At 60.0% G+C, this 25,996-nt stretch carries 30 protein-coding genes; 2 read left to right on the forward strand and 28 right to left on the reverse strand.

The features are described from left to right. Positions 1 to 24: 24 nt before the first annotated feature. From PGB28_RS08175 to PGB28_RS08245, 15 genes are all read right to left on the reverse strand, one after another. Positions 25 to 2,430 carry a ligase-associated DNA damage response DEXH box helicase gene (locus PGB28_RS08175; protein WP_271421017.1) on the reverse strand — a complete coding sequence of 802 codons (2,406 nt, stop codon included), beginning with the start codon at positions 2,428 to 2,430 and terminating at the stop codon, positions 25 to 27. A 204-nt stretch (positions 2,431 to 2,634) separates the two neighbouring features. Next, complete coding sequence (locus PGB28_RS08180; RefSeq protein WP_271421018.1) at positions 2,635 to 3,945, reverse strand: ATPase; 1,311 nt, start codon at positions 3,943 to 3,945, stop codon at positions 2,635 to 2,637. Positions 3,946 to 4,035: 90 nt separating this feature from the next. Continuing rightward, positions 4,036 to 4,536, reverse strand: coding sequence for a prepilin peptidase (locus PGB28_RS08185; protein ID WP_271421019.1), 501 nt, complete (start codon positions 4,534 to 4,536; stop codon positions 4,036 to 4,038). A gap of 4 nt (positions 4,537 to 4,540) precedes the next feature. After that, positions 4,541 to 5,401: a tetratricopeptide repeat protein gene (locus tag PGB28_RS08190; RefSeq protein ID WP_271421020.1), complete on the reverse strand. Its 861-nt coding sequence runs from the start codon at positions 5,399 to 5,401 to the stop codon at positions 4,541 to 4,543. Positions 5,402 to 5,538: 137 nt separating this feature from the next. Beyond that, the gene (locus PGB28_RS08195; protein ID WP_271421180.1) at positions 5,539 to 6,075 is read right to left on the reverse strand and encodes a tetratricopeptide repeat protein; all 537 of its coding nucleotides are present in this window, start codon (positions 6,073 to 6,075) and stop codon (positions 5,539 to 5,541) included. A gap of 189 nt (positions 6,076 to 6,264) precedes the next feature. Then, complete coding sequence (locus tag PGB28_RS08200; protein ID WP_271421021.1) at positions 6,265 to 7,233, reverse strand: type II secretion system F family protein; 969 nt, start codon at positions 7,231 to 7,233, stop codon at positions 6,265 to 6,267. An 11-nt stretch (positions 7,234 to 7,244) separates the two neighbouring features. After that, positions 7,245 to 8,213 (reverse strand): type II secretion system F family protein, encoded by a 969-nt coding sequence (locus tag PGB28_RS08205; RefSeq protein ID WP_271421022.1) that lies wholly within the window; start codon positions 8,211 to 8,213, stop codon positions 7,245 to 7,247. A gap of 3 nt (positions 8,214 to 8,216) precedes the next feature. Next, positions 8,217 to 9,653, reverse strand: a complete 1,437-nt coding sequence (locus PGB28_RS08210; RefSeq protein ID WP_271421023.1) for a CpaF family protein — start codon at positions 9,651 to 9,653, stop codon at positions 8,217 to 8,219. 12 nt (positions 9,654 to 9,665) lie between these two features. Continuing rightward, positions 9,666 to 10,940 (reverse strand): AAA family ATPase, encoded by a 1,275-nt coding sequence (locus PGB28_RS08215; protein ID WP_271421024.1) that lies wholly within the window; start codon positions 10,938 to 10,940, stop codon positions 9,666 to 9,668. 347 nt (positions 10,941 to 11,287) lie between these two features. Next, the gene (locus PGB28_RS08220) at positions 11,288 to 11,953 is read right to left on the reverse strand and encodes an OmpA family protein (protein WP_271421025.1); all 666 of its coding nucleotides are present in this window, start codon (positions 11,951 to 11,953) and stop codon (positions 11,288 to 11,290) included. A gap of 16 nt (positions 11,954 to 11,969) precedes the next feature. Then, positions 11,970 to 13,430, reverse strand: coding sequence for a type II and III secretion system protein family protein (locus PGB28_RS08225; protein WP_271421026.1), 1,461 nt, complete (start codon positions 13,428 to 13,430; stop codon positions 11,970 to 11,972). Positions 13,431 to 13,632: 202 nt separating this feature from the next. Beyond that, on the reverse strand, positions 13,633 to 14,616 hold the full coding sequence (cpaB, locus tag PGB28_RS08230) for a Flp pilus assembly protein CpaB (RefSeq protein WP_271421027.1): 984 nt from the start codon (positions 14,614 to 14,616) through the stop codon (positions 13,633 to 13,635). A gap of 232 nt (positions 14,617 to 14,848) precedes the next feature. Continuing rightward, on the reverse strand, positions 14,849 to 15,028 hold the full coding sequence (locus PGB28_RS08235; RefSeq protein ID WP_271421028.1) for a hypothetical protein: 180 nt from the start codon (positions 15,026 to 15,028) through the stop codon (positions 14,849 to 14,851). Positions 15,029 to 15,245: 217 nt separating this feature from the next. Continuing rightward, complete coding sequence (locus PGB28_RS08240; protein ID WP_271421029.1) at positions 15,246 to 15,425, reverse strand: Flp family type IVb pilin; 180 nt, start codon at positions 15,423 to 15,425, stop codon at positions 15,246 to 15,248. A gap of 105 nt (positions 15,426 to 15,530) precedes the next feature. Continuing rightward, positions 15,531 to 15,710, reverse strand: a complete 180-nt coding sequence (locus tag PGB28_RS08245; RefSeq protein WP_271421029.1) for a Flp family type IVb pilin — start codon at positions 15,708 to 15,710, stop codon at positions 15,531 to 15,533. A 665-nt stretch (positions 15,711 to 16,375) separates the two neighbouring features. On the opposite strand from PGB28_RS08245, the gene PGB28_RS21300 reads away from it, so the two are divergent. Continuing rightward, positions 16,376 to 16,891: a lytic transglycosylase domain-containing protein gene (locus PGB28_RS21300; RefSeq protein ID WP_333908228.1), complete on the forward strand. Its 516-nt coding sequence runs from the start codon at positions 16,376 to 16,378 to the stop codon at positions 16,889 to 16,891. A gap of 69 nt (positions 16,892 to 16,960) precedes the next feature. Here PGB28_RS21300 and rpmE read toward each other — a convergent pair whose 3' ends face one another. The 4 genes from rpmE to trmD all read right to left on the reverse strand — a co-directional run bounded on the left by rpmE (position 16,961) and on the right by trmD (position 19,011). After that, entirely contained in the window at positions 16,961 to 17,182 is a 222-nt protein-coding gene (gene rpmE, locus PGB28_RS08255; RefSeq protein ID WP_271421031.1) for a 50S ribosomal protein L31, read from the reverse strand. 11 nt (positions 17,183 to 17,193) lie between these two features. Next, a complete protein-coding gene (rplS, locus tag PGB28_RS08260; protein WP_271421032.1) occupies positions 17,194 to 17,577 on the reverse strand; it encodes a 50S ribosomal protein L19 in 384 nt (127 codons plus the stop codon). Positions 17,578 to 17,841: 264 nt separating this feature from the next. Continuing rightward, positions 17,842 to 18,150, reverse strand: a complete 309-nt coding sequence (locus PGB28_RS08265; RefSeq protein WP_271421033.1) for an EthD family reductase — start codon at positions 18,148 to 18,150, stop codon at positions 17,842 to 17,844. Positions 18,151 to 18,219: 69 nt separating this feature from the next. Further along, positions 18,220 to 19,011, reverse strand: coding sequence for a tRNA (guanosine(37)-N1)-methyltransferase TrmD (gene trmD, locus PGB28_RS08270; RefSeq protein WP_271421034.1), 792 nt, complete (start codon positions 19,009 to 19,011; stop codon positions 18,220 to 18,222). Positions 19,012 to 19,091: 80 nt separating this feature from the next. Between trmD and PGB28_RS08275 the strand changes: the two genes are divergently transcribed. Then, positions 19,092 to 19,982 carry a protein kinase family protein gene (locus PGB28_RS08275; protein ID WP_271421035.1) on the forward strand — a complete coding sequence of 297 codons (891 nt, stop codon included), beginning with the start codon at positions 19,092 to 19,094 and terminating at the stop codon, positions 19,980 to 19,982. A gap of 7 nt (positions 19,983 to 19,989) precedes the next feature. Here the strand turns inward: PGB28_RS08275 and PGB28_RS08280 are convergent, their stop codons facing one another. From PGB28_RS08280 to PGB28_RS08320, 9 genes are all read right to left on the reverse strand, one after another. Beyond that, positions 19,990 to 20,808 carry a hypothetical protein gene (locus tag PGB28_RS08280; protein WP_271421036.1) on the reverse strand — a complete coding sequence of 273 codons (819 nt, stop codon included), beginning with the start codon at positions 20,806 to 20,808 and terminating at the stop codon, positions 19,990 to 19,992. 24 nt (positions 20,809 to 20,832) lie between these two features. Next, entirely contained in the window at positions 20,833 to 21,336 is a 504-nt protein-coding gene (gene rimM, locus PGB28_RS08285; RefSeq protein WP_271421037.1) for a ribosome maturation factor RimM, read from the reverse strand. A gap of 3 nt (positions 21,337 to 21,339) precedes the next feature. Continuing rightward, positions 21,340 to 21,462: a hypothetical protein gene (locus PGB28_RS08290; protein ID WP_271421188.1), complete on the reverse strand. Its 123-nt coding sequence runs from the start codon at positions 21,460 to 21,462 to the stop codon at positions 21,340 to 21,342. Positions 21,463 to 21,536: 74 nt separating this feature from the next. Continuing rightward, positions 21,537 to 21,926, reverse strand: coding sequence for a 30S ribosomal protein S16 (gene rpsP, locus PGB28_RS08295; RefSeq protein WP_271421038.1), 390 nt, complete (start codon positions 21,924 to 21,926; stop codon positions 21,537 to 21,539). 89 nt (positions 21,927 to 22,015) lie between these two features. Beyond that, on the reverse strand, positions 22,016 to 22,315 hold the full coding sequence (locus PGB28_RS08300; RefSeq protein WP_271421039.1) for a chorismate mutase: 300 nt from the start codon (positions 22,313 to 22,315) through the stop codon (positions 22,016 to 22,018). Further along, positions 22,308 to 22,913 carry a GNAT family N-acetyltransferase gene (locus tag PGB28_RS08305; RefSeq protein WP_271421040.1) on the reverse strand — a complete coding sequence of 202 codons (606 nt, stop codon included), beginning with the start codon at positions 22,911 to 22,913 and terminating at the stop codon, positions 22,308 to 22,310. Before PGB28_RS08305 ends, PGB28_RS08300 begins: the two co-directional genes overlap by 8 nt. Before the next feature lie 31 nt (positions 22,914 to 22,944). After that, positions 22,945 to 23,508, reverse strand: a complete 564-nt coding sequence (locus PGB28_RS08310; RefSeq protein WP_271421041.1) for a GNAT family N-acetyltransferase — start codon at positions 23,506 to 23,508, stop codon at positions 22,945 to 22,947. A gap of 6 nt (positions 23,509 to 23,514) precedes the next feature. Continuing rightward, a complete protein-coding gene (gene ffh / locus PGB28_RS08315) occupies positions 23,515 to 25,029 on the reverse strand; it encodes a signal recognition particle protein (RefSeq protein WP_271421042.1) in 1,515 nt (504 codons plus the stop codon). 266 nt (positions 25,030 to 25,295) lie between these two features. After that, positions 25,296 to 25,883, reverse strand: coding sequence for an FMN-dependent NADH-azoreductase (locus tag PGB28_RS08320; RefSeq protein ID WP_271421043.1), 588 nt, complete (start codon positions 25,881 to 25,883; stop codon positions 25,296 to 25,298). Between the last annotated feature and the right edge of the window lie 113 nt (positions 25,884 to 25,996).

A 25,996-nucleotide genomic window follows, 5' to 3' on the forward strand; every position in this document is an offset into this window, starting at 1 on the left:
TTGTCCGTGGGCGATACGAAACAGCTATATCTTATCAATGCCGGCCTCTGCCATCAGGGCTGCGGCTTCTTCTTCCAGCATACGCTCTTGAACGCTGCTCTGAACCGGGACACGCCCGGCTTCCAGAAACAGTGGCGCGGCCAGCGGTGTGACGCGCTGTAATCTCAACAGGTCCACGCGCCCGCCGATGCGCTGGGCCATGTCCCGGATGCGGTCGAAATCGACCAGTCCGCGCATCGCCTCGGTTCGGGTGATCCGCATCAACAGGTGATCGGGATCGTATTTCAACAGCGTGTCATAGAGGATATCGCTTGAAAACGTCGCCTGCCGCCCGGATTTGCGCTGGCCGGGCGTATTGCGCTGGATCAGCCCGGCAATGGTGGCAGAGGCGCGAAAGGTGCGCTTCATGACGGCATTGCCCGCAAGCCACCCATCCAGACCGTCCTCCAATGCTGCAAGGTCGAACAGCGGTGCCGGATCGGTCAACGGCTTTAACCCCCAGATCAGAGTGGCGTAATCGGTGGAGACAAAGCCCAGCGGATCAAGACCCAATTCCTCCAGTCGTTTACTGAGCAACAGCCCAAGCGTCTGCTGCGCGTTGCGCCCGGCAAATCCGTAGATACAGGCATGCTCCCGCCCATCATGGGGAAAGCTCTCGATGAGCAACCGGCCCTTTTGAGGCAGCTTGCTGACCTTGCGTTGCAGCTGCAGCCAGTGTCGCGTGTGATCGGGCAGAAAGGGCCAGTCCTCTGCCTCGAACATGGTGAGGATGCGCTGGCTCAGCTGGGTCGAGGTGGCGAATTTCGTGCCGCTGAACGTGGCGATCTTGGGCTTGCGGGTGGCGGCGCGGCTGACCTCGACCGTCATCTCGCGCAGCCCGTCATAGCGCACGATTTGCCCACCAATCAGGAACGTATCGCCTGCGGTGAGCGAGGCGGCAAAACCCTCTTCCACCTCGCCCAGCGGCTTGCCGCGCCCGCGCCAGCGTACCTTGAGCAGGTCGGCGTCCTGAATGGTGCCGATATTCATCCGGATCAGCTTTGCCGCGCGCGGATCACGCAACTGCCAGCGCCCGTCCGGTACCTGTTTCAGACGTTGCCATTGATCATAGGCCCGCAACGCATAGCCGCCCGTGGCGCAGAATTCGAGACAGGCGTCAAAGGCGTCGCGCGAAAGCTCCGCATATGGCCCGGCGCTGCGCATCTCGTCATAGAGCGCATCAGCGTCAAAAGGCGCGGCGCAGGCGGCGATCAGGATATGCTGGCACAGCACATCCAGTGGCCCGGGCCCGCGCGGCTCGCCATCCAGATCGTGATCTCTCGCCGCCTGCAAGGCGGCGTGACATTCGACGATCTCGAACCGGTTGGCGGGCACAAGCCGCGCCTTGGAGGGCGCATTGTAGCGGTGATTGGCCCGCCCGATCCGCTGTATCAGCCGCTTCACATTCTTCGGCGCGCCGACCTGGATCACCAGATCCACATCGCCCCAGTCAATTCCCAGGTCGAGCGACCCGGTGCAGACGATGGCGCGCAACTCCCCCCGGACCATAGCGGCCTCGACCTTTTCGCGCTGCGCCCGGTCCAGCGATCCGTGGTGGATGCCGATGGGCAGGCCCTCATCATTGGCGAGCCACAGGTTGTGAAAGAAAATCTCGGCCTGGGCGCGAGTGTTGTGAAAGATCAGCGTGGTCTTATGGGCATGCACGGCTTCCAGCACCTGCGGAATCGCATAGCCCCCGCCGCCTCCCGACCAGGGCGGCGGATCGGGCAGGTCCAGCATGGCGATATCAGGCTCGGGTCCGGAATCGGCCTGAATGATCGGGCAGGGGTCGGGGTGACGCGCGAGGAAACGGGCAATCGCTGCCGGATCTTCGACCGTGGCCGACAGTCCCACGCGGCGCAAGTCAGGACAGAGCGTCTGAAGCCGAGCCAGCGACAGCATGAGTTGATCCCCCCGCTTGCTCTCGGCCAAGGCGTGAATCTCATCCGCCACGATCCGCTGGAGCCCTTGAAAGATGCGCGGAGCGTCTTCGTAGGAGATCATCAGCGCAAGGCTCTCTGGCGTGGTCAAAAGGATATGCGGCGGGTCGGCGCGCTGGCGGCGCTTGATGCTATAGGACGTGTCGCCGGTGCGGTCCTCGATCCGGATGGGCAGGCCCATCTCTTCGACCGGACGGCTCAGGTTGCGGCGAATATCGGCGGCCAACGCCTTGAGCGGTGAGACATAAAGCGTATGCAGCCCGTCATGTCCGCCCGCTGCCAGTTCCGCCAGCGTGGGTAAGAACCCGGCCATGGTCTTGCCGCCGCCAGTGGGCGCAATGAGCAACGAGGCCGGCGTATCGGCGCGCGCCACCATCTCCCGCTGATGCGGATGGATGGTCCAGTTGCGCGCGGGAAACCAGTTTTCGATTATGGAAGGCAGACCAGACATCCGCCAAATCTAGCGCGGAACCTGGCAGGTCAAAACCACTATGTTCTTCTTCTGTTCAAAAATACCTTCGGGGGTGTTTGAGGGGGCAGACAGCCCCCTCATTCCGCCGCGAAGCGGCTCAAACAAGCGCGCCATAGGCGCTCCTTCTCAAAACGCAATTCCAGCAAAACTGGCGCCCACTTTTGCTGGAATTGCTCGCCGGTATCACTTCACGATCTTTTCGTCCTTGACGAACATATTCGCCCAGGCGCGTTCGACGAATTTCGGCGTCATCTTGGGCGCGACACCCTCAAAGGCACAGATCGACAGGATCTGGTCGATCAGGAACACCGGCTGGTAGTTCGCATAGACATTCTTGATCGTCGGATATTTCTTCTGAAGCAGGTAGATCAGGCTGTCTTCATCCAGCGGCAGGCCCTTTTTCCTGGCCACCATGGAGAAGATGCGCAGGAAATCGCGTTGGTCCGGTCCGTCGATCTTGATCTTGAAGAAGATCCGGCGCAGTGCCGCTTGGTCGAAAATCTCGTTCGGGTGGAAGTTGGTGGAAAACACGACCAGCGTGTCAAACGGTACTTCGAATTTCTCACCCGATTGCAGGGCAAGGATATCCTTGCTTTCCTCCAGCGGCACGATCCAGCGGTTGACCAGCGCTTGCGGCGGTTCTTCCTGACGGCCAAGGTCGTCGACGATAAAGATGCCGCCGGTGGATTTGAGCTGCAACGGCGCCTGATAGGTCCGCGCGGTGGGGTTATAGACAAGGTCCAGCATCGACAGCGACAATTCCCCCCCGGTCACCACCGTGGGCCGTTCGCAGCGCACATAGCGCGTGTCATAGCGGTTGGCGGTGCGGCGCAGTTGGTTGGGGTCGTCAAATTGCTCTTCGGCCTTGGAGTGCACGATCGGGTCGTAGACGGTGATCACCTGCCCGGCATATTCAATGGCGCGGGGCACATAGATTTTGTCCCCCATGGCGTTGCGAATGCCGTTGGAGATCGAGGATTTACCATTGCCCGGTGGCCCATACATCAGGATCGAGCGGCCCGCACTTACCGCCGGGCCAAGCTGGTCCAGTAGGGTGGGCGGCAGGATCAGGTCGCCCATGGCTCCGGTGAGTTGGTCGCGGGTGATCTGGATATTGCGGATCGACTGGCGTTTGACCTGTTCGCGGTAGACATCGAGCGGAACCGGCATCGCGCCGTAATACTCCGATTGCGCGAGCGCATCGAGCGCGCGTTGTTTGCCCGCATCGGTCAGCTCATAGCCCATCTCATTGCCGGAATTGGCATTCAACGTACCGGTCGCCTGCAACAGCCGTTGGGACCGCGCCATGTCCACCAGTTCCTGTGTCACCGGCACGGGCAAACAGATCGCGCGCGCCAGTTCCGTCACCAGATCAAGGTTCTTGCGGAACATCGTCTTGAGCAGGATATCCCGCATCATGACGATGGGCAGTTGCATCTCCTCGATCCGTTTGGGCGCCGGGGGGGCGATGACAGAACCGACCTGCATATTCATGGGAGTGATCCTCTTTCATCACGGGCTTGCGCCCGGTGCTAGCACCGAAATCGGACTGAATAATGGCGATTGGATGCCTTTTCGGGACGCTCAGGCCCCGAACACAGCCCCAAGCATGAGGTAGAGCCCCAAAGTCCCGCCCAGCGCCAGCCCCATCGGGAAATCGCTTCCGGTGTCCCAGCTTTTCCACTCGGGCGCGACGCGGCGCAGGGGGGTGTATTTGCCCAGCCGGTGCGCGGCAAAGGCGGCCAGCAAGGTACAGGCAAAGAGGATCATCAAAAACAGCGTGTCACCGGGATGGATGAACGGCGCGGCGGCAGCGGCAAATTTCGCGTCTCCGGCTCCGATCAGGCCGGTGGCATTCATCACGAACCCGATGACCAGAACGATGACCAGTTGCAAGAGCCGCCAAGGGTAATCGGCCAGCGGCACGGCGATCAAACCGATGACAAGAAAGATCGCCGCCAGAACCAGCACAGCCTGATTGGGAATGCGCATGGCGCGCATGTCGGACCAACTGACATAGAGACAGACAGGCAAAACGAAGGGCAGGAACCACAACGCTGCCCAGACCGGGATCTGAAGCGCCATTGGATCAGTTCGCCACGTTTTCTTCCAACGCCCGCAGCGACCGGACGGCTGCTTCGAAATACTGCGGATGGGTCTCGATTGCGTCGCGGAACAGGCCCTTGCCGGTTTCGACATCGCCGCGTTTCACCGCCGTCAGGCCGAGCGAATAGAGCAATTGCGCGCGCTCTTGCTGGCTCATCGGCATGACCGGAAGGGAATAATTGCCCTGAGCCCCGCGTGCGAGCACGAGGTTGTTCTTGGCGGTGAACAGGCTGTCATCCTGGCGGATGGCTTGGATGAACAGCTTTTCGGCGTCTTCGTAATCGCCCCGCGTCAGTTTGGAGTATCCCCAGTTGTTCATCACGCTGGCAGGGGTCGTTGTCAGACCGACCGCGGTTTCGTAGAAACTATCGGCCTTTTTCCATTCCTTGTGGCTGTCGGCGACCATGGCTTCGAGCCGGTAACGTTTGAACGTTTCATGGGTGGGCGGGATGCTGTCGAGCATCGTTTCGGCCGCTTCCCATTGCCCATCACGCAGCAGCGCATCGGCCAGTTCGACCTTGTCCCCGTCATTGGCGCCTTCAAGCTCCAGAACACGGCGCCATGCTGCAACGGCTTCGGTCGGGCGCTTGGCGCGGATCAGGGATGTGGCCAGGCCGCGCTGCAGGTCGATCCGGTCCGGTTTGCCCTTTGTGGCGCGCTGGAAGTAGGCGACGGATTCATTGGGATCCGACGAGGTCAGCATCAGGTCGTTGAGATCACTCTCATCGATGACGTTCAGGTCCTGCAATTTGCGATCGACGGCGTTCTTGTCGATGCCTTTTTCACAGGCCGCTGCACCCAGCATTGCCGCCAGGCCAAGACAAACAAGGATGGGATGGCGCATTTTTGCGTCCTTTTACTGCTCTTGCCTCTGAAGCGCTTTGCGCTCCTTATTGTTATTTCTGAAGCGTCCTGCGCTTCCTGTCGTCCGTGTCGCATGCCCGGTTGCTCAGACCGGTGCCCATCAAAGAGCAACATGCTTTATGGTGTCTTGCGGATCAGATAGTCGGAACTGCCCCTGCGCACCAATTTGTATTCTTGTTGTTCATCAGCACCATACTGCACATTTTCCAATTTTGCGAGAGCTAAGCGCAGATTGTCCCGAATTGCTTCACTTTCGCCATTGTCCAGCGCATAGGCCTTTTCGAAAACGCGCGCGGCCTCGCCGATTTTGCCGCGTTCCATCAGCACGACCCCAAGATTGTTCCAGACCTCTGGCCATTCGCCTTCCATTTTGACGGCGCGCCGCAGCAGTTTTTCGGATTGGTTCAGACGCCCCAGCGCAAGATTGGCGGTGCCCAGGGCGGACAGCACTTCGGCATCCAACCCCCGCTCCAGCCCGGCCCGGTGAAAGGCGTCCAGTGCAAGTTCGTTTTCCCCGGCGGCCAGCAACCGGTGGCCGACCAATAGCTGGTCCACCGGATCGGCGCGGCGATTGACTTCGGGGGCGAAGGGGCTGGACTTGTCACGCGAAAACCCCCCGCCTGAACAGGCGGTAAGCGTGGCGGCAAGTGCCACGAAGACAGCGAGTTTGTGGATGACCACCTGACGTCCTGTGTTCTGCTGTTGCCTCAATGCGTTGGTCGCCACGGGTTTTCCCGCATCCGACCTTATCAAGATACCGCACCAGCGATAAAAGTCAGCCGGGCAAATGCAAAATGCGCGGGATTTTCCCGCGCATCGTTGCTGAATTGCCAATGATGGCCGCTACTGCAGGTTGCCAAGCTGCATGATGCCATGCGCCGAAGGCCCGACCAGAATGATCAGAAGCGGCGGCACGGTCAGCGCCATGGTGGCCAGCGTCATCTTGGTCGGAAGCTTGTTGGCTTTTTCCTCGGCCCGCATGACGCGTTTGTCGCGCATCTCGCCCGCATAGACCCTGAGCGCTTCGGCCACCGATGTCCCAAAGGTTTGCGACTGGACAAGAACGGTCACAAAGCTCTGGACGTCCTGCACGCCGACACGTTCGCCCATGTCGTTGAGCACCGAGGCCTTGTCCTTACCGGCCTTGATCTCATGCGCCACGACCTGAAATTCATAGGCCAGTTCGGGATAGGATGACTGGATCTCGTTTGACACCCGGATGATGGACTGATCCATGGATTGGCCTGCTTCGACACAGACAAGCATCATGTCGAGTGCGTCGGGAAACCCTTCTTCGATCTGGTCGTGCCGCGCCTGCGCACGCCGGGTAATCCAGTATTTAGGTAGATAATACCCAGCGGCACCGGGGCCAAGGATATACATGACCATCTGTTGCGTCGTGGCTTTGTCAGGCCCGAGTACAAAGTTGTAATAGGCCCAACCCACAGCAAGCGCCGCGACACCCAGCACCACCTGAGCAGCATAGAAATACCGTACCGCCTCCTTGCCGCGATAGCCCGCCTGCATGAGCTGATGTGCGATCTGTGAATAGGATTCCGCATCCTTGGGCTCAAGAAACGCAGCGTATTTGTCCAGCTTCTGATTGCGCGAGCCATGGCGCAACACCGGGCCGCCAGCCGCGGCACTGCGCCCTTGTTTCTGGCTTTCGAGCAGCTTGTCGAGCGGATCCTGGCGTTGCTTGAGCAGCATGGAAATGGCCAGGAGCAAAAGCACCATGCCGAGACCGCCAACGATAATGACTGGCGCAAGGGGGCCCATGAGTTCGTAAAAGAGTCCGCCAGGTTCAAACATCAGACTGGTCCTTACACCTTGATATTTACAAGCATCCGCATGACCACAAGGTTCGCGGCAAGAAAGCCGAACACCACAAAGCATGCCGGAATGAAATATGGATGGTCGATCACATCGTCATAGTAATGGGGGTCGGTCAACTGGATGAAAATCAGACAGGCGATGGGGAAGCCCGACAGGAATTTGCCCGACCATTTGGCCTCGGCGGTGATGGCCTTGACCCGGCGAAACAACCGGAATCGCGCGCGGATCACCTTGGATAGACCGGCCAGCACCTCGGCGAGGTTACCACCCGATTGCTGCTGGATGGTCACAGCCACGGCAAGAAAGCGCATATCCTGCATATCCAGCCGCTCGGCCATTTCCTTGAGCGCTTCGCCCACGTCGCGGCCATAGGCGGCTTCGTCCGAAATGACGCCAAGTTCTGACGCCAGCGGATCCTTGACCTCTTTCGAGACAATGGTCAGCGCAGATGAAAACGGATGGCCAACGCGGAGCGAACGCACGATCAGTTCGATGGCGTCGGGCAGTTGCTCCTCGATCATGGCCATACGTTTGTTGGCCTTCATGTTCACCCATGTATAGACGCCACCAACACCCATCGCGATGGCCGCCACGACGCGCGTGGCCAGACCTGTTTCGGTCCCGACGGTCAGCCCGACATAGGCCATGAAGGACAGCCCCGCCATGATCAGCATGAGCTGGCGCGGGGTAAAGGCGATCGCGGCTTTCTGGGCCTTGGCGGCCAAAAGCGCGTAAAGCGGTATTTTGCGCGATCTTCGGTGCTGGTTCATCTCCTTGCGGAGCTTCTCCATAACCTCTTCGCGGCGCGTGCCCTTGTCGAGCATCTCCAACCGGCGGTTGACCCGACTGTTGAGGCTGATGGATTTGCCGAAAACGGTCAGGTAAAGACCTTCGACCAGCACAAAGACCGCGACGAAGATCAGACCGTAGATGATCGGTTCTGCACTGATTTCCATGATCTACTCCGCAGCAAAAGGTTCAAAGATGGCGGGCGGCAGGTCGTAGCCCCAGAGCTTGAAGCGCTCGGAATAGTGGCTGCGCACACCGGTTGCCGTGAAATGGCCGATGATGCGGTTGTCAGGGGTCAGGCCGACGCGCTGGTAACGGAAGATCTCCTGCATGGAGATCACGTCGCCTTCCATCCCGGTGACCTCGGTGATCGACACCATGCGGCGCGAGCCGTCCTGAAGACGACTGGCCTGTACGATCAGGTTCACAGCGGACGCGATCTGCGAGCGCACTGCCTTGATCGGCATTTCGATGCCGGCCATGGCGATCATGTTTTCCAGACGGCTGACACCGTCGCGGGCGCTGTTGGCGTGGATCGTAGTCATCGATCCGTCGTGGCCAGTGTTCATGGCCTGGAGCATGTCGATGACTTCCTCGCCCCTCGTCTCGCCGACGATGATGCGGTCGGGGCGCATCCGAAGCGCGTTTCGCAGACAGTCCCGCTGGCTCACCGCGCCCTTGCCTTCGACGTTGGCGGGGCGGCTTTCCATCCGGCCCACATGGGTCTGTTGCAGCTGAAGTTCCGCCGTATCCTCGATGGTCAGGATGCGTTCGCTGTCATCGATGAAGCTGGACAGCGCGTTGAGCGTGGTGGTTTTACCTGAACCGGTACCGCCCGAGACGATCACGTTAAGGCGACAGGCCACTGCGGCCTGAAGATACGCTGCCATTTCTTCGGTAAAGGCGCCGAAGCTGACCAGATCGTCAACGCCCAGCTTTTCCTTTTTGAATTTCCGGATGGAAACAAGGCTGCCATCCACGGCGATGGGCGGCACCATGGCGTTGAAACGCGACCCATCGGCAAGACGGGCGTCAACATAGGGGTTCGATTCATCGACACGCCGACCCACGGCGCTCACGATCTTGTCGATGATGCGCAGAAGGTGGCGTTCGTCCTTGAAGGTCACATCGCTGAGTTCCAGCCGCCCGGCGCGTTCCACGAAGATCTGGTTCGGGCCGTTGACCAGGATATCGTTGATCATGTCGTCCTGAAGCAGTGGCTCAAGCGGGCCAAGTCCCCTGACCTCGTGATAGAGTTCCTGATTCAGCGTGGTGCGATCCTCGCGGTTCAGGACGATACCCTGTTCGTTCAGGTATTCCTGGGCGATGTCATTGATCTCGGCCTTGAGATCGGCCTCGGTCGCGTGTTCCAGCGCGGCAAGGTTCAGGTTGTCCAGAAGCGTGCGGTGCAGTTCGAGCTTGATCTCGCCCATCCGCTCCTTGCGCTTTTGTTCCTTGTCGGTCGGCGCGGCCCGCGCGGGGGACGTCTTGGCCACCACCTTGCGGGTCACGGACGGTTTCTTCTCGGACGACTGCGGCAGTTCCGTGACATTGTCGGCCTTGGGGGCCACGGCTGCGGGAGACGCTTTGCGGTATTTGGAAAACATCTGTGACTATCCTCAGGCAGCTTCGGCGTCGTCGCGGCCCAGCTCGATGAGCGACGCGGCGAGCTTGTTGATTTCCTTGCGCAACGGGTTCTTGGCCGCGGCGGTGGCCAGCGGCAGACCGTGATCGCAGGCCTGCAGCACCGGTTTGCCGCCGTCGGGGAACTGAACTTCGATGGCGATGCCAAGGCTTTCGGCCATGCGTTTCACGCGGCTCTTGCCGGACAGGTCGGTGAATTTGGGCGCGTGGTTGAGAATGAACCGCAGCTTGTCAAACGGCAGGTCCTCGGACTGCAGGGCGCGCTTCATGCGCAGCGCATTCTGGGCCGATCGCATGTCCAGCTCGATCATCGCGAAATACACATGCGCGGCGTGCAGCACAGTTTCGGACCATTGCACCAGCGTTTTGGGCATATCCACGATCACGTAGTCGAAATGCGCGCGGGCTGTGTCCAGAAGCTTCTGAATGTCTTCCGGGGGCAACAGGTCAAGCGGCAGCATGTCGGCCGGGGCCGTCAGAACCTCCATCGTGTCCTCGAATGTCATCAGTGCCTGGCTGAAACTGTCCTGGTCCATGCTTTCGATGTCGGAGAGCAATTCATAGACCGAGTCGCGCCGCGGCAGGTCGAGATAGGTCGCGACCGAGCCGAATTGCAGGTCGAGATCCAACAGGCAAACCTTGGGCGCGTCTGTTTTTGTAACGGTGGCCAGTTCCCATGCCAGGTTGGTCGCGAATGTGGTCGCACCAACGCCGCCGGCCAGGCCGTGGATGGCGAGAATGGCACCTTCGCGGGATGCGCCCTTGTGCAGTTTGACCTGCGGCGCGACAGCAGGGGCTTCGACGGGCGCGGGAACGGCGGCTTCCACCACCGGTTCGGGCTCGGTCGCGCGCAGCCGGTCAATGGCGAATTGCAGCTCGCTCTCGGGGAGGGGATAAGGGACGAATTCATCCGCACCTTTCCGCAATAGGTGGTGCAGGGCGGCGGGAGACACGTCTTCTGCAATCAGGATGACCTTGATTCCACGCTCCTTGGCTGCACCGATGATGTCCGACAATTTGTGCAGTTCTTCTTCGTCCTCGGCATCCATTGCGATGGCAATGAATTCCAGCGGTTCGCTGTCTTCCTGTTCAAAGAAGGGCAGGGCTTCGTCAAACCCCAGATCCCCCCATTGCTCACCAAGAGCGTTTTCCATGTCCTCGATGAGAAGCTCGAACTCCTGCACGTCGCGGCTGATCGTACAGGCAACAAGGGGTACCATTTCCATTTCGAGCGCTGTTTCGTCAGTCATTGCCACGCATCCTTTGCCTGTTCCCCGAATGCCAGTCCTCTTCTGCGGTCCGGAGTTGCTCGGCTCCGGGACGCGGTCTGAAATCGGAGTTTGCGTCACCGGGTTTACGTCCGGCGGCACAGATTTGATTGGTAGGAAGTTGCGAAACAATCTGGGCGAGATTGCGGCTAAATTTCCGTCTTTTCGCGGTTTCGCTTTGGTTCCGTGAACAATGCCGCCCAGTACAGGGGCAACTAAAGAGGCCGGTGGGCGGCAAAAATTCCGCGGATCGGCACGCGGAAAAATGAAAAATTGAAAAGAAAAAGGGCGGAGAAAACCGCCCTTTTCGCATTGGAATATGCAGATTCCTAGTCTTCGGTGAAAACCTGTTCGCCCGACGATTCGCCGCCGGAAAGACCGGTTGGCGCGGTGGCTGATTCCACGTATTCCCGGTAGACCACGGCCGCGTAGTTACCGTCCAGAAGATGCGGATGCCCCGCCACGAAACCCGACACTTCGGTCACGGTGCGTCGGTTGCGGCGTTCGCGTCCCTCGGTCACGATGAGCGGCTGCGATTCCCCAAAGGAAACAACGGCTTCGAGACGCGATCGCGAGATGCCCTGTGAAGCAAGGAAGGCGACAACCGCTTGTGCGCGGCGCATGCCGAGATGCTTGTTATACGCGTTGGATCCAACCGAGTCGGTATGACCGTAGACGCGGAAACGAACCTCGGGGAATTGCCGGATCCATGCGGCCTGTTCGCGTAGCGTATCCCGGGCACCTGCGTCCAGCACCGAACTGTTGAAGGCAAAGTTGACCGTGGTCAGGACCTCGTTGGCAAAACGTTGCGAGAGGTCATAGACCCATTTCTTCTCGCCGGTCATGTATGCAGCATTGTTCATGCTGGCTGTGCCGAAATTCCCGGTGTCGATCAATGCCCCCGCTTCGCGGTAGAAGGACCCCTGGACCGGGCCGTGGCCGGGGGAACACCCCACCAGCGCGCCCAGGGTTACGATTGCCAGAATATGTTTCATGTGCCCCCGCATCCGATCAATCCATCACATAGCCATAGGAGCCGGAAAAGTCCTGTTTGGCAACTTCCGCCACCGGGCCTTTTTTCTTGTAAGCCGTATCGCTGGCCACGCGACCATAGAGGAACAGGTCCTTTTCCGATGGCGGGCGGACCCGGTCCGTCGGGAGGGCCAGCGCTTCGCCACGGGTCGGCGTCACGAGATGTGGTGTTACGATGATCACCAGTTCGGATTGTTCACGCCGGTATTCAGCCGACCGGAACAAGGCACCCAGCACCGGCACATCGCCAAGCCACGGAATTTGCCCATTGAGGTCGGTGAAGTCATCTTCGAGCAGCCCGGCAATCGCAAAGCTTTCCCCGTCGCGCATTTCAACGGTGGTCGATGCCTCGCGGCGGGTGAAAGCGTCCACCTGGAAGTCGTTGTTGACGAATCCTCGAGTATTGTCGATCGAGCTGACCGCAGTTTTGAGTTCCAGATTGATGATGTCGCCGTCAACGACGCGCGGGATAAAGGCTAGCTCGACACCAAAGGGTTTCCATTCTATCCGGATCGACCCGTTCTGGTCGGCTACCGGCACTGGGTATTCGCCACCGGCGAGGAATGTTGCTTCCTGACCCGAGAGGGCGGTCAGGTTCGGTTCCGCAAGCATCCGGACAACGCCTTTGGATTCAAGGGCTTCCAGAAGCAGGGAGACCTCGACGGCACCAGCATTGAAGCCGATATTGAACGAGGCCTCGTTATCCGTGCTGCTGTCGAATGCACCGCCCAGAATCCCTTCATGGGCGCCTCCAACAGCCGCCTGTCCGCCGCCGAATTTCACTCCGACTTTGTCGCCGAGAATGTCGCCGCCCAAGGCCAGGGACGAGGCCAGCTTTTTCGAGACGGTGCGCGACATTTCCGCAAAGCGGACCTTGAGCATGACTTGGTGAACCCCACCGACGCTCATCAGGTTCGAGACGCGTTCGATATTGTCGACGTTTCGGTTGCCGCCCGCCTGTGGAACATACATCGCCGCCAGTTCGAGAGCGCGCTGCATCTTTTGCTTGGACGACACGACGCCGGACAGGACCAGCCCGTCATTGGCCGTGCGTACTTCGATCTTTTCGCCGGGTAGAACCTGGCGCAGCCGCTCCTTGAATTCCGTGATGTCCGGGGTCACGCGGACATCGACATTCGTGATCAGACGCCCGGAGGCGTCCAGCAACGTCAGGGTTGTGGTGCCAGAGCTTTTCCCAAGCACATAGATGGTCCGGTCCGACAGGGATGAGATATCCGCGATGGTCGGGTTCGCGATCGAAAGTTCCGCAAAGGGAACTTCGCTTTCGACCACGACCGCCCGGTTCATTGGGACACTCAGATCAGATGACGTTCCCTGACGTACCACGCGAAGCGTATCCGCATAAGCGGTACTTGTTACGGTGCCACCAGCGAGAACCGCGCCCAAAAGGGCGGCTTTGAACAGCGTCGTAATTTTCATGTGACCTGCCTTTCCGATCACGCCTCATTTTGTGGGTCTACTGCCCACATTTTGATCCAGCATGCGCGATTTCGAATTTATTTTCAAGAATCAATAGCTTCTTGCGTTCTGTTTATGTGGGTATCTCGCAACAGGTAGCAAAAGATGAACGCCGCATCACGAGATGCGGCGTTCGGAATTCGTCGAGATACCAATTGTGGTATCAGTTAGTGCAGGGTATCGGGATCTCGACCACCTCAGCTCCTTTGCGGGTCCGGATGGTGCAGACCTCTTCCTTTTTCTGTTCGACGACTACTTCCTCTTCGGGTGCTTCCAGTCCCAGAAGGCTCATCTGGTCGACTTCGACCGCGCCCACGTCGCTGTCATCGTTGGTTCCGACAAGCGCGAGTGACAACCGACCTGTGGATTGCGCCTGAGCCAGGGCCGCCACCTGTTGCGGTCGCGCGGCCACGGTCACTGTTCGTGCGATGGTAGTGGTTGAGTTGTTCCCGTCCGCTGTTTGGTCTACGGCGATCAGCTGCACGCCGGTTTCGATCAGCTTTGTGACGTCTTGACTGCCCCTTCTTTGTTCTCCGATCTGCTCCACGCGCCCCGTCCAATAGACATCCACGCGGTCGCCGGGCCGAAGAAAACCGGATACGCCCGAGGCAACGTCAACCTTGATTGCAAAGGCCCGCATGCCTTTGCTGATGCGCGAAGTGATGCCTGCATCCTGTCCCGGTTCGGTGACTTTCATAGCAAGAATCGATTCGCCCTTTTCGATCGTGCGAAGGATGAACCGATCCTGGCCGTTTTCGGGGAAGAGATCATCTATGCCAGATACGCGCAGCCCGTCTTTCACAGCCCGCATTTCAGGCGAGAGTGTCTGTTTCATTTCGTCGAGCGTGTCCTCGTCGAACTCATCCCAGGGTTTGTAGTAGGGCAGGGCCCCCCCTTCGAGCAGGAAGGCACCATCAGGAACCGCACTGGTTGGGTAGTTGACGACGCGCACCATGGATTTTTCAAGCTTTTCGCCGTATTTCAGCTTTTCTTTGGCAACAAAGATTTTGACCATATCCACGCCGCCTTGCGACTTGGCCTTGCTGAGAGCGGTACGGTAGGAGTTCATATAGCCATTGGCCATGTACACGGCTAAACCGGCTAGCGCGACGCCGGCGACGAGTACCAATCCAAACACAACTCGCATTTTCTGCCTCTTTCTTTTTCACTTCCCGTGAACGGGAGAAACCTCGGTCAAACCATGCCGGGGAAATGTGGTGAAAATTTGCTCGGGGCGTGAAGCATTTCCGACGATTGGGTCAAATTCGATCGGGGTGTGGCGCTCGGAAAGCGGCTTGGGTCTTCTGGTAGCCTAAACGTGGCAATCCGCGCCACCAAGCGGTTGGGCGCGGACATGCGAAATCAGTCATGTGGATAGATCAAAAGTCGTTTTCGCCACCGATCGCGCCTGCTGTCGCTTCGCCAAGCAGATGGGTTTGGTTTTCGATTTCCACATAGGCGACAATCGCTACCCCCACGATAGCTGCGGTCAAAACGACCCAGTCGACAGTCACGGCGCCGTTTTCGCGGCGGATAAAATTCCTGAGAAGCTTGCTCATGGCTCTCTCCTAAACCTGGTTACCCCCGATTGTGCCCTGCTGCCCGCGTAACGCGGCGGGCCTTCAGGTTTGGCATGCCCCCCAGCGGGCGTAGTGCCACAGCGATGATCGTTACATTCTGTGCAGCAATGGTCCCTGAAAAACGGCCAGGGTGCCGGTGTTCAGCAGATACCCGGTCGCGGTGCGGCGGGTATCTGCTTTAAGTCAACGGAATGACTTAGAAGTCGTTTTCGCCGCCGATTGCGGTCGACGTCGCTTCCCACAGACCTTGGGTCTGGGTTTCGATCGACTGGTAGGCTGCGATGGCGAGGCCAACGATGGCTGCGGTCAGAACAACCCAGTCAACCGTAACGGCGCCGTCTTCGTCTTTGCGGAATTTGTTGATGAACTTGATCATGGTTTTTTCCTCGGATCGGCCATCTAGGCCGGTAACATTTAGGAGGCCTTTGCCAAGTGGGTCATGCCACCGGCAAAGGCGCAAAGAAGGGTGCGATCAAACGACTTAGAAGTCGTTTTCGCCGCCGATTGCGGTCGACGTCGCTTCCCACAGACCTTGGGTCTGGGTTTCGATCGACTGGTAGGCTGCAATGGCCAGGCCAACGATGGCTGCGGTCAGAACAACCCAGTCAACCGTAACGGCGCCGTCTTCGTCTTTGCGGAATTTGTTGATGAACTTGATCATGGTCTTGGTCTCCGTGGTTCGATTTGCTTTCCAACCTCGCCGGGATATCGAACCTGCCTCTCACCTCAGGTCTGTCCGACTTGGTATGCCGATAATAAGCCAGCGGATTGGGGCGGGAGTTTGGCGGCAATCGAACGATTTTAGTTTTCGTTAATAAAAAGGCGGGGGTGTGGGTTATGGCATTGAAAAACAGGTGTAACTTTCTCTGTAAAATCTGTTTTTTGCGGATTTGACCCTGGGTCAAGGGCGGCAAATATGGCGCGCTGGCCTTGAACTCTTGGAACAAAACTGGCGTTGGCGCCGTTTTTTTGCGAGACTGTAAACAATAACCAACCCCGCCAGAGGCAGAGCAGACGCCCATGGGATACCTGACACGACTAATCGCGAGTCTTGGACTCGCGGGCGCGCTATGTGTGGGCCCGGTGGCGGCTCAGAACACGTCACCGGTGCAGGATTTCACGTTCAAACGCGTGAAACCCCCGAAAAAGGGCGCTGGAAAGAGAATCACGGTGCAAATCGCTCCGGCCCCGGCCCCCAAGGCGGTGGTTCCGGGGGCAACGACGCCCGCGCCGGGCACCACAGCCCCTTCTGATCCGTATCCGTGGTTTTGGAGCCGTGTCTCACCCGGCCTTGAAAACACAGGGGCCTGGAGACTGGATCCATCGTTGGCTGCGCTCACATATGCCCCACCGGGACAAGGGGTCCCGGCCCCGCGACTTCAGGATATCCAGTCCATTGTGCAATCCAGGGGCATCGACCTGTTGAAATCGACCATTGGCACCCGTGTGTCGCCCGCTCTGGCGCTTGCAGTGATCGCGGTGGAAAGCGGCGGTCGGGTGGATGCGGTGTCAACGGCCGGGGCGCAGGGGCTGATGCAGCTCATGCCGGACACGGCAAAACGCTTTGGGGTGACCGACGCGTCCGTGGCCGCCGACAACATCAAGGGCGGTGTCGCGTTTCTTGATTTCCTGATGGAAAAATTCGATGGCGATCCGGTTCTGGTTCTCGCGGCGTATAATGCCGGTGAGAATTCGATCGCACAGAATGACGGCGTGCCACCCTTTGCGGAAACACGGGCCTATGTCCCCAAGGTGTTGGCGGCTTATGGTGTGGCCAAGGGCTTCTGCAAGACACCGCCGCAGCTGTTCTCGGACGGTTGCGTATTCGTGACGATGAACTGACCCCCGCCCGTCAACGAAAAACGCCGCCCCCAATGGAGCGGCGTTTCCCGATCAGCAAGGCAGGCGCTCTTAGAAGCCCAGGCCTTCGTATTTCTTCTTGAACTTCGACACGCGGCCGCCCTGGTCCATCAGGCGGGTGTTGCCGCCGGTCCATGCGGGGTGCACGGTGGGGTCGATATCCAGCGACATGGTATCGCCTTCCTTGCCCCAGGTGGAACGCATCTGAACAACGGTGCCGTCGGTCATCTTGACGTCGATGACGTGGTAATCGGGATGGATGTCTTTTTTCATCTCGCCGGTCCTTACGCTTGAGCGCCCGATTTGGGCTTGTAGTTGCTGTCCTCTGCGATCCGGGCCGATTTGCCGCGACGCGAGCGCAGGTAGTACAGTTTGGCGCGGCGGACACGGCCACGGCGCACCACGGTGATGCTGTCGATATTGGTCGAGTAGAGCGGGAACACACGTTCCACGCCTTCACCAAAGGAGATCTTGCGCACGGTGAACGAACCGGCAATGCCTTCGCCGTTCTTGCGAGAAATGCAGACGCCTTCGTAGTTCTGCACCCGGGTGCGCGACCCTTCGGTCACTTTATAGCCGACGCGAATGGTGTCACCGGCTTTGAAATCGGGAATGTCTTTCCCGAGCGAAGCGATTTGTTCCGCTTCGAGCTGTGCGATCAGGTCCATCTGATCTACTCCTATGTCACTCACGGTTTGGTCCGTGAAGGTGGTCGGCCTCAGAACTCTTGGTCTTCTACCGGGTCCGCGCATATAGCGCCCGCCAGAGGGTCAGGTCGGCTTTGCTTTATTTGGTTCCGCGGCCTTGCTTGTTGGGTCCGTGGGCCCCTGTCAGAAGAAGACAGGAATCACATCAGACCCAGCGTGGGGCGGAATGGGCGCGGTAAACCAGAACAAGTCCTGTATTTCAAGAGACAATCGGCAAAGGGAAAGCTAGCCGATAACCTCGCCCACGAGCATCTGGGGCTTGGTATTGGTGAAATTCGCGATATCGGCAATCACCGGCGGTGCAGCGGCCATCGCGGCATCAAGCGCGGCCTGATCGGCAAAAGTCATCGTGGCGACGGCGTAAATCGGTGGCGGCACGTCCGGGCCACCGGCCAGCCCCTTGGTCACCAGAACGTTGTCGATATGTGCGCCCATATGTTCACCTACCATCGGCATGTGGGTGCCAAGGTAGTAGTCATAGTCGAAATGCGTCTCATCGGTGATCGGATAGATGACCTGAAGTGATAGTGGCATGGCGTGATCCTCCCTGAAAACGCAAACCTAGCACGGATTCACCTGCGGGCCGGGCAAAAAAGAAGCGGATCACAGCTTGTGGCGGCGCGTCCAAGCCTCCCACAGGTCCGGGCGACGCTTTTCGGTTATCTTTTGCGCCTGCTCATGGCGCCACTCGGCGATCTTGCCGTGATGGCCGGACATCAGCACGTCGGGGATTTTGTGGCCCTGCCATTCAGCGGGGCGGGTATATTGGGGATGCTCCAGAAGCCCGTTGGAAAAACTTTCCTCTTCAGTCGAGTCCTGATTGCCCAGCACTCCGGGCAATAGCCGCACGGTGGCGTCGATCATCGCCTGCGCCGCGATCTCTCCGCCGGTCATGACGAAATCACCCAAAGAGACTTCGGTGATGCCATAATGGTCGATCACCCGCTGGTCCAACCCTTCAAAGCGGCCACAGATGAACACCGCGCCGGGGGTGGTGGACAGGCTCTTGGCCATGGCCTGATCAAAGCGGCGTCCGCGCGGGCTGAGATAAATGAGCGGTCCGGGCCCCTTGCGCATCGCGTGTTCGATGGCGCGGCCCATCACATCGGGGCGCAGCACCATGCCCGCGCCGCCACCGGCGGGCGTGTCATCGACATTGCGGTGTTTGCCCTCGCCGAAATCGCGCAGATTGACGGTGTCCATCTGCCACAACCCGTCCTTGAGCGCCTTGCCGGTGAGCGATCCGCCCAGAACGCCGGGAAACATCTCGGGGAAGAGCGTGATGATCGTGGCCCGCCAGACATTGTGCAGGTCGGGCGTGTCCGTCATCAGGGGTTCCGGTTTCAGCGTCAGCCGGACCGCTTTACGGCCATGGGATTTGGTTGGTGATGTCATGGCGCGGTCATATCGCGCCCTCTGTCTGCGGGAAAGAGGTTAGCGCTTGGCCCTGCCGGAATTTCGCGCAACAAAGGCGTATGCTTGTCGAAGATTTCCCGCTTGAAGCCTGGTACGCGCTGAACCCCGATGAACCGCCAGCCGATATCGAGCTGTTCGGGCCCGCGATCTGGCGGGTTGGGGACCGGGTATTCAAACGGTTCCCCGATGCACCACTGTCGCGGTTCCGCCGGATTGTGCGCGCCCATCGTCAGGCCGGGCGGTTGCTGCGGGACGTGCCCGGACTGGATGCCCAGAAGCTCCTGCGATTTGACGAAGACCACCGCGCGCTTCTGCTGTCCCTCGTGTCCGGGCGATCAGGGCGCATGGAATTGCTGGCCGGAGCTGCGCCGGAAGAGGTGTTGTCACGTGCGGCGGACTGGTTGCGCGTGCTGCATGCAGGGCGCGAGACGTCGACCGCCACATTCGATGCGAAAGCACCGCTGGAGCGACTGGACCCTGCCCCGGATTGCGTGGATGAGGTCATGTACAAGCGCGCGGTCGTGGCGTTGCAAGAGGAAGCGGCGCGGCTACAGGGCCGCGCGGTGACGCGCGCGGTGCTGCATGGCGACATGACTTTAGCCAATCTGCTTTTCAGCCCGGGCGCAGTGACCGGGATCGATTTCGAGAACCTTGCGCAACACGCGGTGGCTCGCGATGTCGGAGAGCTTTGGGCGGATACGCTGTTGCATGTGCCCGCGATGCCCAAGGTCTGGGGACTTGTGCCCCTGGCGTGGGAGGAGGCCTTTGTCACGCGCTACGGGAATTGCGATGTTGAGGTTTGTGCCTTTTTCGCGCGTCACAGAATGCTTTTGGCCTGGGCAGGCATCCCGGCCGCCGATATGAAGCGTGGCCCCAGCGGTGATCGCAAACGCGCCCGGCTGCACAAGTTTATCGGAAACGGCGGGTTCGGCGTGGGGATACTGGATTGATCCGGGGCTAGCCGGTGCGCTCATCTTCGCGCTTGGCCTCGATCCGCCGCGCCATGCGCAGAATGGTCTTCTTCAACGAGGCAACCTTGCCATCGGGCAATCCGGTCTTGTTCAGGGCCAGAAACACGTCGTCCAGACCCTGAGGTTTGGAATTGGCGGACGGTCCGGGATCAAGCCGGGCGCAGACATCATCGGGAATATTCAGCCAGTCCAGAATCGGGGTCATCGGCCCCTGTGGCATGCCAGAGAGATCTTCCAGCGTGGCGACGTGCACCGGGAACGGATCAACGGCTTCGGCGACCGCTTGGGTCACAGCGTCAAAATCCGCAGCCTGTTTGAACAGTTTCGCGAATTCTTCGGGGCCTTCGACCCGGCGCGCGGAACGCAGGATTTGCCAATAGGCCGAGCGGAACCATGGCTCGGGCAGGCGGGTCGAGAAATGAAACGTAACTTGGGTGGTTTCGCCAAATCGCTCGACGCAGGCGGCGGCGAGTTGCGCCATCAGCGCGGGTGCGGCGGAATAGCAGCGGATATTGTGGCGGCCCGGAAGATGGCCCGAGAGGTCCTCGCTCAGAAGCGCGATGGGGCGGGGATCATTGCCATCAAGTTTGCGTAGAAAAGCGAGCGCCGCATTGAACACCGCGTCGAGTGCGTCGGCGCGCTGTGACACGGAATAGGCGCGCGCGGCATCTGTCACGGCCCGGAAATCATCGCGGAGGTAAATGCGCGCATGCGGCGCGAGCAGTTTGGCATTACGCGCGGCCATGGTTTGAACAGATGTGGTGCCGGTCTTGTGAAACCCGGCATGGATGATGAGACTCGTCACGGGGTCATTGCTCCGCCAGCCATCTCAGAACAACCCTTCGGGCGGGTCGGCCACGATGCGGCCCGCGCCCAGATCGACCGTCGGCACCGCCGCACGGGTAAACGGCAGCAGCACGGTGTTCTTCAACCCCGGCCCGTGGATTTCCAACAGATCATCGGCCCCGTTATTCATCACTGTCTTGACGCGGCCAAGCGAGGCGCCGCCGGTGTCAAAAACCTCCAGCCCGATCAGGTCGGCATGGTAAAATTCATCATCCGGCAGGTCCGGCAACCGGTCGCGCGGGGCAAAGAGCTGCACGCCGCGCAGAGCGTTGGCCTCTTCCTTGGTCAGCACGCCGGACAGGCGCGCGGCATAACCGCCTTTGACCTGCCGACCCAACGCGACATCGAACTGTCGACTGCCATCTTCGGTGCTTAGCGGGGCGTATTCGGCAATGGCCGTGGGATCGGTGGTAAAGCTCTTGAGCCGCACCTCGCCGCGCACACCAAATGCGCCCGCGATTGCACCCACACATACCATTTCCGTCATGCGTCACTTTTCTCCGCAATATCCGGCCTGCAGCCATTGGCCGCCCGACTGGCTGCACAGCTCTTTCTGATGCGCCCGCTCGAACAACATGCCCGCAACAAAGGCCAGCATGGTAAATATGATCAACCGGATCAGGCGCATAAGGCAAGAGCCAAGAAAAAGGGTCCGGAACGTTTATGTCCCGGACCCTGATCAGAGGCTTATTCCTCGGACGCTGCTTCTTCGGCAGGGGCCGCAGCAGCTTCAGCGGCTTCTGCTGCCTTGGCTGCTTTTTCTTCGGCGCGGTCCTGGGCTTTCTTGCCGGGCTGGGCCTTTTTCATGTTGGCGCGCTCTTTCTTTTCGACAACGCCGGCGGCTTCGAGGAAGCGCGACACGCGGTCGGTGGTTTGAGCACCCTGGCTCAGCCAGTATTGCACGCGCTCCATGTCCATTTTGACGCGCTCTTCGCTGTCTTTCGGCAGCAGCGGGTTATAGGTGCCCAGCTTTTCGATGTAGCGACCGTCGCGCGGCATGCGCGAGTCGGCAGCAACGATGCGGTAGAAGGGGCGCTTTTTGGAGCCGCCACGGGCGAGACGGATTTTGATGGCCATTGTGTTTTCTCCTTTATGGCGTTCGTTCGTCTGTTCTTGGTGTTTTGGTTCGGTATTCGGATCGGGAAGCTGCGCAGTGAATGCGCACCCTACGATTGCTGTTGTTTGTGGTGCTGAATGACCTCGGCGATGATGAAATTCAGAAACTTCTTGGCGAACTCCGGGTCGAGATCGGCCCGACGCGCGAGGTTTTCCAAGCGTGCGATCTGCACCGCCTCCCGCTCGGGATCAGAGGGGGGCAGGTCATGCGTGGCCTTAAGCTTGCCCACGGCTTTGGTGTGTTTGAAGCGCTCGCCCAGCGTATAGACGAGGATCGCGTCCAGCCGGTCGATGCTTTCGCGATGCTCTTTCAGCACCTCTGCGGCGCGTGTTGCTGCGTCATCAGTCAAGGGCATATCCTTTCGGCTTGAAGAGCGGGTCTGCGTAATGGCTGATTTCCATGTCGATACCATGGGCCAACTGGCTGTCTTTCAGCGCGGCGGGGGACGGATGGCGATAGACCACGTCATGGCCGTCCACGGTGGGTGCCTCTTTGTCCTTTTTGGCGCCAAGGCGCTCGGCCAACCGGATGCTGTCAAGGTTCTTGGGGTCGAGATAGCTGACCGCGCCTTCCCAGCCCATCGTGCCATAAAGGTAGTTGCGCACCGCGTTGGTCGCTTCCAGCGCGTATCCCTGTCCCGCCTTGTCCGGCCAGATGATCCAGGCGATCTCGGCCTCGGGCCATTTCGCCGGTTTCCAGCCGCCCGCCATGCCGTATGTCTCATCGGTCTCGCGGTCATGGATCATCCACATGCCATAGCCACGGATTTCCCAATGGCCAATTTCGGCGGCATAGAGCATCCACGCCTCATAAGCATTGAGCGGCCCGCCCATGAAACGCGAACGATAGGACGAGAACGTGGCCTTGAAATCCGGGTAATCCTCGGCCTCGGGGCCGCGCAGGACAAGACGCCGGGTCTCGATCACAGGGATCTTGGTGGCGGGCATCACAGGGCCTCCCTTTTGGTCTTGCGAAGCCTCATGCATAGGCCTCCGGGCTGCCGTCATCATCCAGCGGATAGGTAAAGACCAGTGCACCGTCCAGCGTGCCGGATTGGGTGCCCCCCAGCTTGGACACAAGCTTTTGGCTGGCCGCATTGCCCGGCGCGACATAGCTGACGATCTGATCGGGGCCGAGGCTTTTGAGATGGACAAGCGCAGTGCTTGCGGCCTCAAAGGCAATGCCCTGGCCCTGATGCTCGGGCGCGATGAAAAAGCCCAGCTCAATCGCCTGATCTCCCGGCTCAACGCCTGCAAAGACAAACCCCACCGCTTCGCCGTCCATGCAGACGGTGAACATCCCGTCGCCGCGCAGCACCCAGCCCGCTACGTAATTGGTGAACTGCGCCCAGATCGTCTCGTCATCCGGCATCTCGCCCATGAATTTGGCGGAAGGCAGTTGGAACAGCCGCTTGAACAGCGCGAAATCCTCCACCTCGGGCGCGCGCAGGAACAGCCGCTGCGTGACAAGCATCGGCAGCGTGGCGCGCGCAGCGGCGGCGATATGCGCGCCGGGGCAGGGAAGGGTGGTGGGGGTGATCATCAGGGCTTATTTTTTCTTGCCGAAACCAGAGAGACCCGGAGGCAAAGCCGTGCCGCTGCCCATGCCACCCAGACCGCCGGGCAGGCCACCGCCCTTGCCCATGGCTTTCGCGGCTTCCTCAAGTGCCTTGGGGTCCATGCCTTGTGCCATCTCAGGGGGAAGGCCGCCCTTGCCGCCGAACATGCCTTTCATGGCTTGTTTCAGCATGCCGCCTTTGCCCATCTTGCCCATCTTCTTCATCATGTCGCCCATCTGGCGCTGCATCTTGAGAAGCTTGTTGAGGTCGCTGACGTCCATCCCGGCCCCCGCCGCGATGCGTTTTTTGCGGCTGGCTTGCAGGAGTTTGGGGTTGGCGCGCTCTTTTTTGGTCATGGAGTTGATGAGCGCGATCTGCTGGCGGATGACTTTGTCATCCATGCCGCTTTGCTCGACCTGTTTCGCCATCTTGGCCATACCGGGCATCATGCCCATCATACCTTCCATGCCGCCCATCTTGAGCATCTGCTCCATCTGCATTTTCAGGTCGTTGAAGTTGAACATGCCCTTCTGGAAGCGCTTCATCATGCGCTCGGCCTGTTCCATCTCCAGCGTTTCCTGGGCCTTCTCGACCAGCGCGACGATGTCGCCCATGCCCAGGATGCGGCCCGCGATCCGGTCCGGCTCGAAGGTTTCGAGCGCGTCCATCTTTTCGCCAAGGCCCACGAATTTGATCGGTTTGCCGGTCACCGCGCGCATGGACAGCGCCGCACCGCCGCGCCCGTCGCCATCCATCCGGGTCAGGACCACGCCGGAAATGCCGATCTTGGCGTCGAACTCTTCGGCCACTTCAACGGCGACCTGACCGGTCAGACCATCGACCACCAGAAGCGTTTCGCGCGGCTGGACCACGTCGCGCACATCCTCGACCTCTTGCATGAGCGTCTGGTCGATCTGCAACCGGCCCGCGGTGTCGAGCATATAGACGTCATAACCGCCCAGCGTCGCCTGTTGCTTGGCGCGCTTGGCAATCTGCACGGCGCTCTCGCCCTTGACGATGGGCAGTGTGTCCACGCCCACCTGCGTGCCCAGCACCGCCAACTGATCCATCGCCGCCGGGCGGTAGATGTCGAGCGAGGCCAGAAGCACCTTCTTGCCCTCGCGTTCCTTGAGCCGCTTGGCGAGCTTGCCGGTGGTGGTGGTCTTACCCGAGCCCTGCAGGCCGACCATCAGGATCGGCGCAGGGGCATTGTCGATCTTGAGCGCGCCGGGTTCGCCTTCGCCTTCCAGCACATGTTTCAGCTCGTCATGAACGATCTTGACGACTTGCTGGCCGGGTGTGACAGACTTTGTAACCGCAGAGCCAGTGGCCTTGGCTTGCACGGCCTTGATGAAATCACGAGCGACGGGGAGCGAGACGTCGGCTTCGAGCAGGGCAACGCGCACTTCGCGCAGGGCGGTTTTGACATCGTCCTCGGACAGCGCGCCCTGTTTCGTGAGCCGGTCAAAGACGCCAGAGAGGCGTTCGGACAGATTTTCAAACATGGGCCGGGCCCTTTCCTGCAGTTCCGTTGCTCCCTAGGTAGGGACGCGCGTCGATTTCCCAAAGGGCTAATGCGTGAAAGCCCCCGTGGGCATGACCAAAGCAGGTGCGCCCCCGTGGGCGCAACGCGCTGACGGGGGGCGATCCCGGCCAATGGCCATGGGACCGGAAGACTCGATGGCTTCCGGGTGTTGCGGCGGGAATTATAGGGAGTGGGAGGCCGAGTCAAGCCGGGCCAGGTGCGCGGGGACCGCGCACCCCGGGGGCCTCAGGCGGCCAGTTGTGCGACCTGTGCCTTGGCCGCGGTCAGCGTGGCGTCGGCGTCGATGGCCAGACGGTCGGCGGCCACGGTCTCGACCTCGGTGATGCCGATGAAGCCCAGCACATGTTTCATGTAGCGCAGGGCAAAATCGATCTCGGACCCGGCCTTAGTCCCACCGGATGCCACGGCAAGGATGGCGCGTTTGCCTTCAAAAAGGCCTTGCGGACCGTCAGCGGTGTAGCGAAAGGTCAGGCCGGCACGGGCGACAAGGTCGATCCAGGCCTTGAGCGCGGCAGGTACGCCGAAATTGTAGATCGGCAGGCCGATCACGATGGTGTCTGCGGCCTGCAATTCGGCGACCAGCGCGTCAGACTGCGCCAGCCGCGCTTTTTGCGCATCGCTGCGGTCGTCGGCGGGGGTGAAATTCGCGCCGACCCAGTCTTCGTCGATCTGCGGCAGCGGCGTGTCGGCCAGATCGCGGGTCAGGACGGTTTCGGGGGCCAGCTTGGCCACGATCTGATCGGTCAGGTCGCGGGTGACTGAGCCGGTGCGGCGGGCGGAGGCGTCGATGCGCAGGAGTGTCTGAGTGGTCATGGGAACCTCTGGTGTTTGTGTCTGGTTTGAATATGGCGATGTGCTGGAAAGTTGGAATTTGAAAAGATCGCGCAGTATTGGTGCGAATTTGCACATAACCGCCGCGCACCTTA

It is taken from the genome of Primorskyibacter aestuariivivens (assembly GCF_028023675.1).
Classification (GTDB): Bacteria; Pseudomonadota; Alphaproteobacteria; order Rhodobacterales; family Rhodobacteraceae; genus Marinovum; species Marinovum aestuariivivens.

Coding starts and splice junctions, on each gene's coding strand:
- PGB28_RS08175 (WP_271421017.1), bottom strand. CDS start 2,430: ATGTCTGGTCTGCCTTCCATAATCGAAAACTGGTTTCCCGCGCGCAAC.
- PGB28_RS08180 (WP_271421018.1), bottom strand. CDS start 3,945: ATGAATATGCAGGTCGGTTCTGTCATCGCCCCCCCGGCGCCCAAACGG.
- PGB28_RS08185 (WP_271421019.1), bottom strand. CDS start 4,536: ATGGCGCTTCAGATCCCGGTCTGGGCAGCGTTGTGGTTCCTGCCCTTC.
- PGB28_RS08190 (WP_271421020.1), bottom strand. CDS start 5,401: ATGCGCCATCCCATCCTTGTTTGTCTTGGCCTGGCGGCAATGCTGGGT.
- PGB28_RS08200 (WP_271421021.1), bottom strand. CDS start 7,233: ATGTTTGAACCTGGCGGACTCTTTTACGAACTCATGGGCCCCCTTGCG.
- PGB28_RS08205 (WP_271421022.1), bottom strand. CDS start 8,213: ATGGAAATCAGTGCAGAACCGATCATCTACGGTCTGATCTTCGTCGCG.
- PGB28_RS08210 (WP_271421023.1), bottom strand. CDS start 9,653: ATGTTTTCCAAATACCGCAAAGCGTCTCCCGCAGCCGTGGCCCCCAAG.
- PGB28_RS08215 (WP_271421024.1), bottom strand. CDS start 10,940: ATGACTGACGAAACAGCGCTCGAAATGGAAATGGTACCCCTTGTTGCC.
- PGB28_RS08220 (WP_271421025.1), bottom strand. CDS start 11,953: ATGAAACATATTCTGGCAATCGTAACCCTGGGCGCGCTGGTGGGGTGT.
- PGB28_RS08225 (WP_271421026.1), bottom strand. CDS start 13,430: ATGAAAATTACGACGCTGTTCAAAGCCGCCCTTTTGGGCGCGGTTCTC.
- cpaB (WP_271421027.1), bottom strand. CDS start 14,616: ATGCGAGTTGTGTTTGGATTGGTACTCGTCGCCGGCGTCGCGCTAGCC.
- PGB28_RS08235 (WP_271421028.1), bottom strand. CDS start 15,028: ATGAGCAAGCTTCTCAGGAATTTTATCCGCCGCGAAAACGGCGCCGTG.
- PGB28_RS08240 (WP_271421029.1), bottom strand. CDS start 15,425: ATGATCAAGTTCATCAACAAATTCCGCAAAGACGAAGACGGCGCCGTT.
- PGB28_RS08245 (WP_271421029.1), bottom strand. CDS start 15,710: ATGATCAAGTTCATCAACAAATTCCGCAAAGACGAAGACGGCGCCGTT.
- rpmE (WP_271421031.1), bottom strand. CDS start 17,182: ATGAAAAAAGACATCCATCCCGATTACCACGTCATCGACGTCAAGATG.
- rplS (WP_271421032.1), bottom strand. CDS start 17,577: ATGGACCTGATCGCACAGCTCGAAGCGGAACAAATCGCTTCGCTCGGG.
- PGB28_RS08265 (WP_271421033.1), bottom strand. CDS start 18,150: ATGCCACTATCACTTCAGGTCATCTATCCGATCACCGATGAGACGCAT.
- trmD (WP_271421034.1), bottom strand. CDS start 19,011: ATGACATCACCAACCAAATCCCATGGCCGTAAAGCGGTCCGGCTGACG.
- PGB28_RS08275 (WP_271421035.1), top strand. CDS start 19,092: ATGCTTGTCGAAGATTTCCCGCTTGAAGCCTGGTACGCGCTGAACCCC.
- rimM (WP_271421037.1), bottom strand. CDS start 21,336: ATGACGGAAATGGTATGTGTGGGTGCAATCGCGGGCGCATTTGGTGTG.
- rpsP (WP_271421038.1), bottom strand. CDS start 21,926: ATGGCCATCAAAATCCGTCTCGCCCGTGGCGGCTCCAAAAAGCGCCCC.
- PGB28_RS08305 (WP_271421040.1), bottom strand. CDS start 22,913: ATGCCCGCCACCAAGATCCCTGTGATCGAGACCCGGCGTCTTGTCCTG.
- PGB28_RS08310 (WP_271421041.1), bottom strand. CDS start 23,508: ATGATCACCCCCACCACCCTTCCCTGCCCCGGCGCGCATATCGCCGCC.
- ffh (WP_271421042.1), bottom strand. CDS start 25,029: ATGTTTGAAAATCTGTCCGAACGCCTCTCTGGCGTCTTTGACCGGCTC.
- PGB28_RS08320 (WP_271421043.1), bottom strand. CDS start 25,883: ATGACCACTCAGACACTCCTGCGCATCGACGCCTCCGCCCGCCGCACC.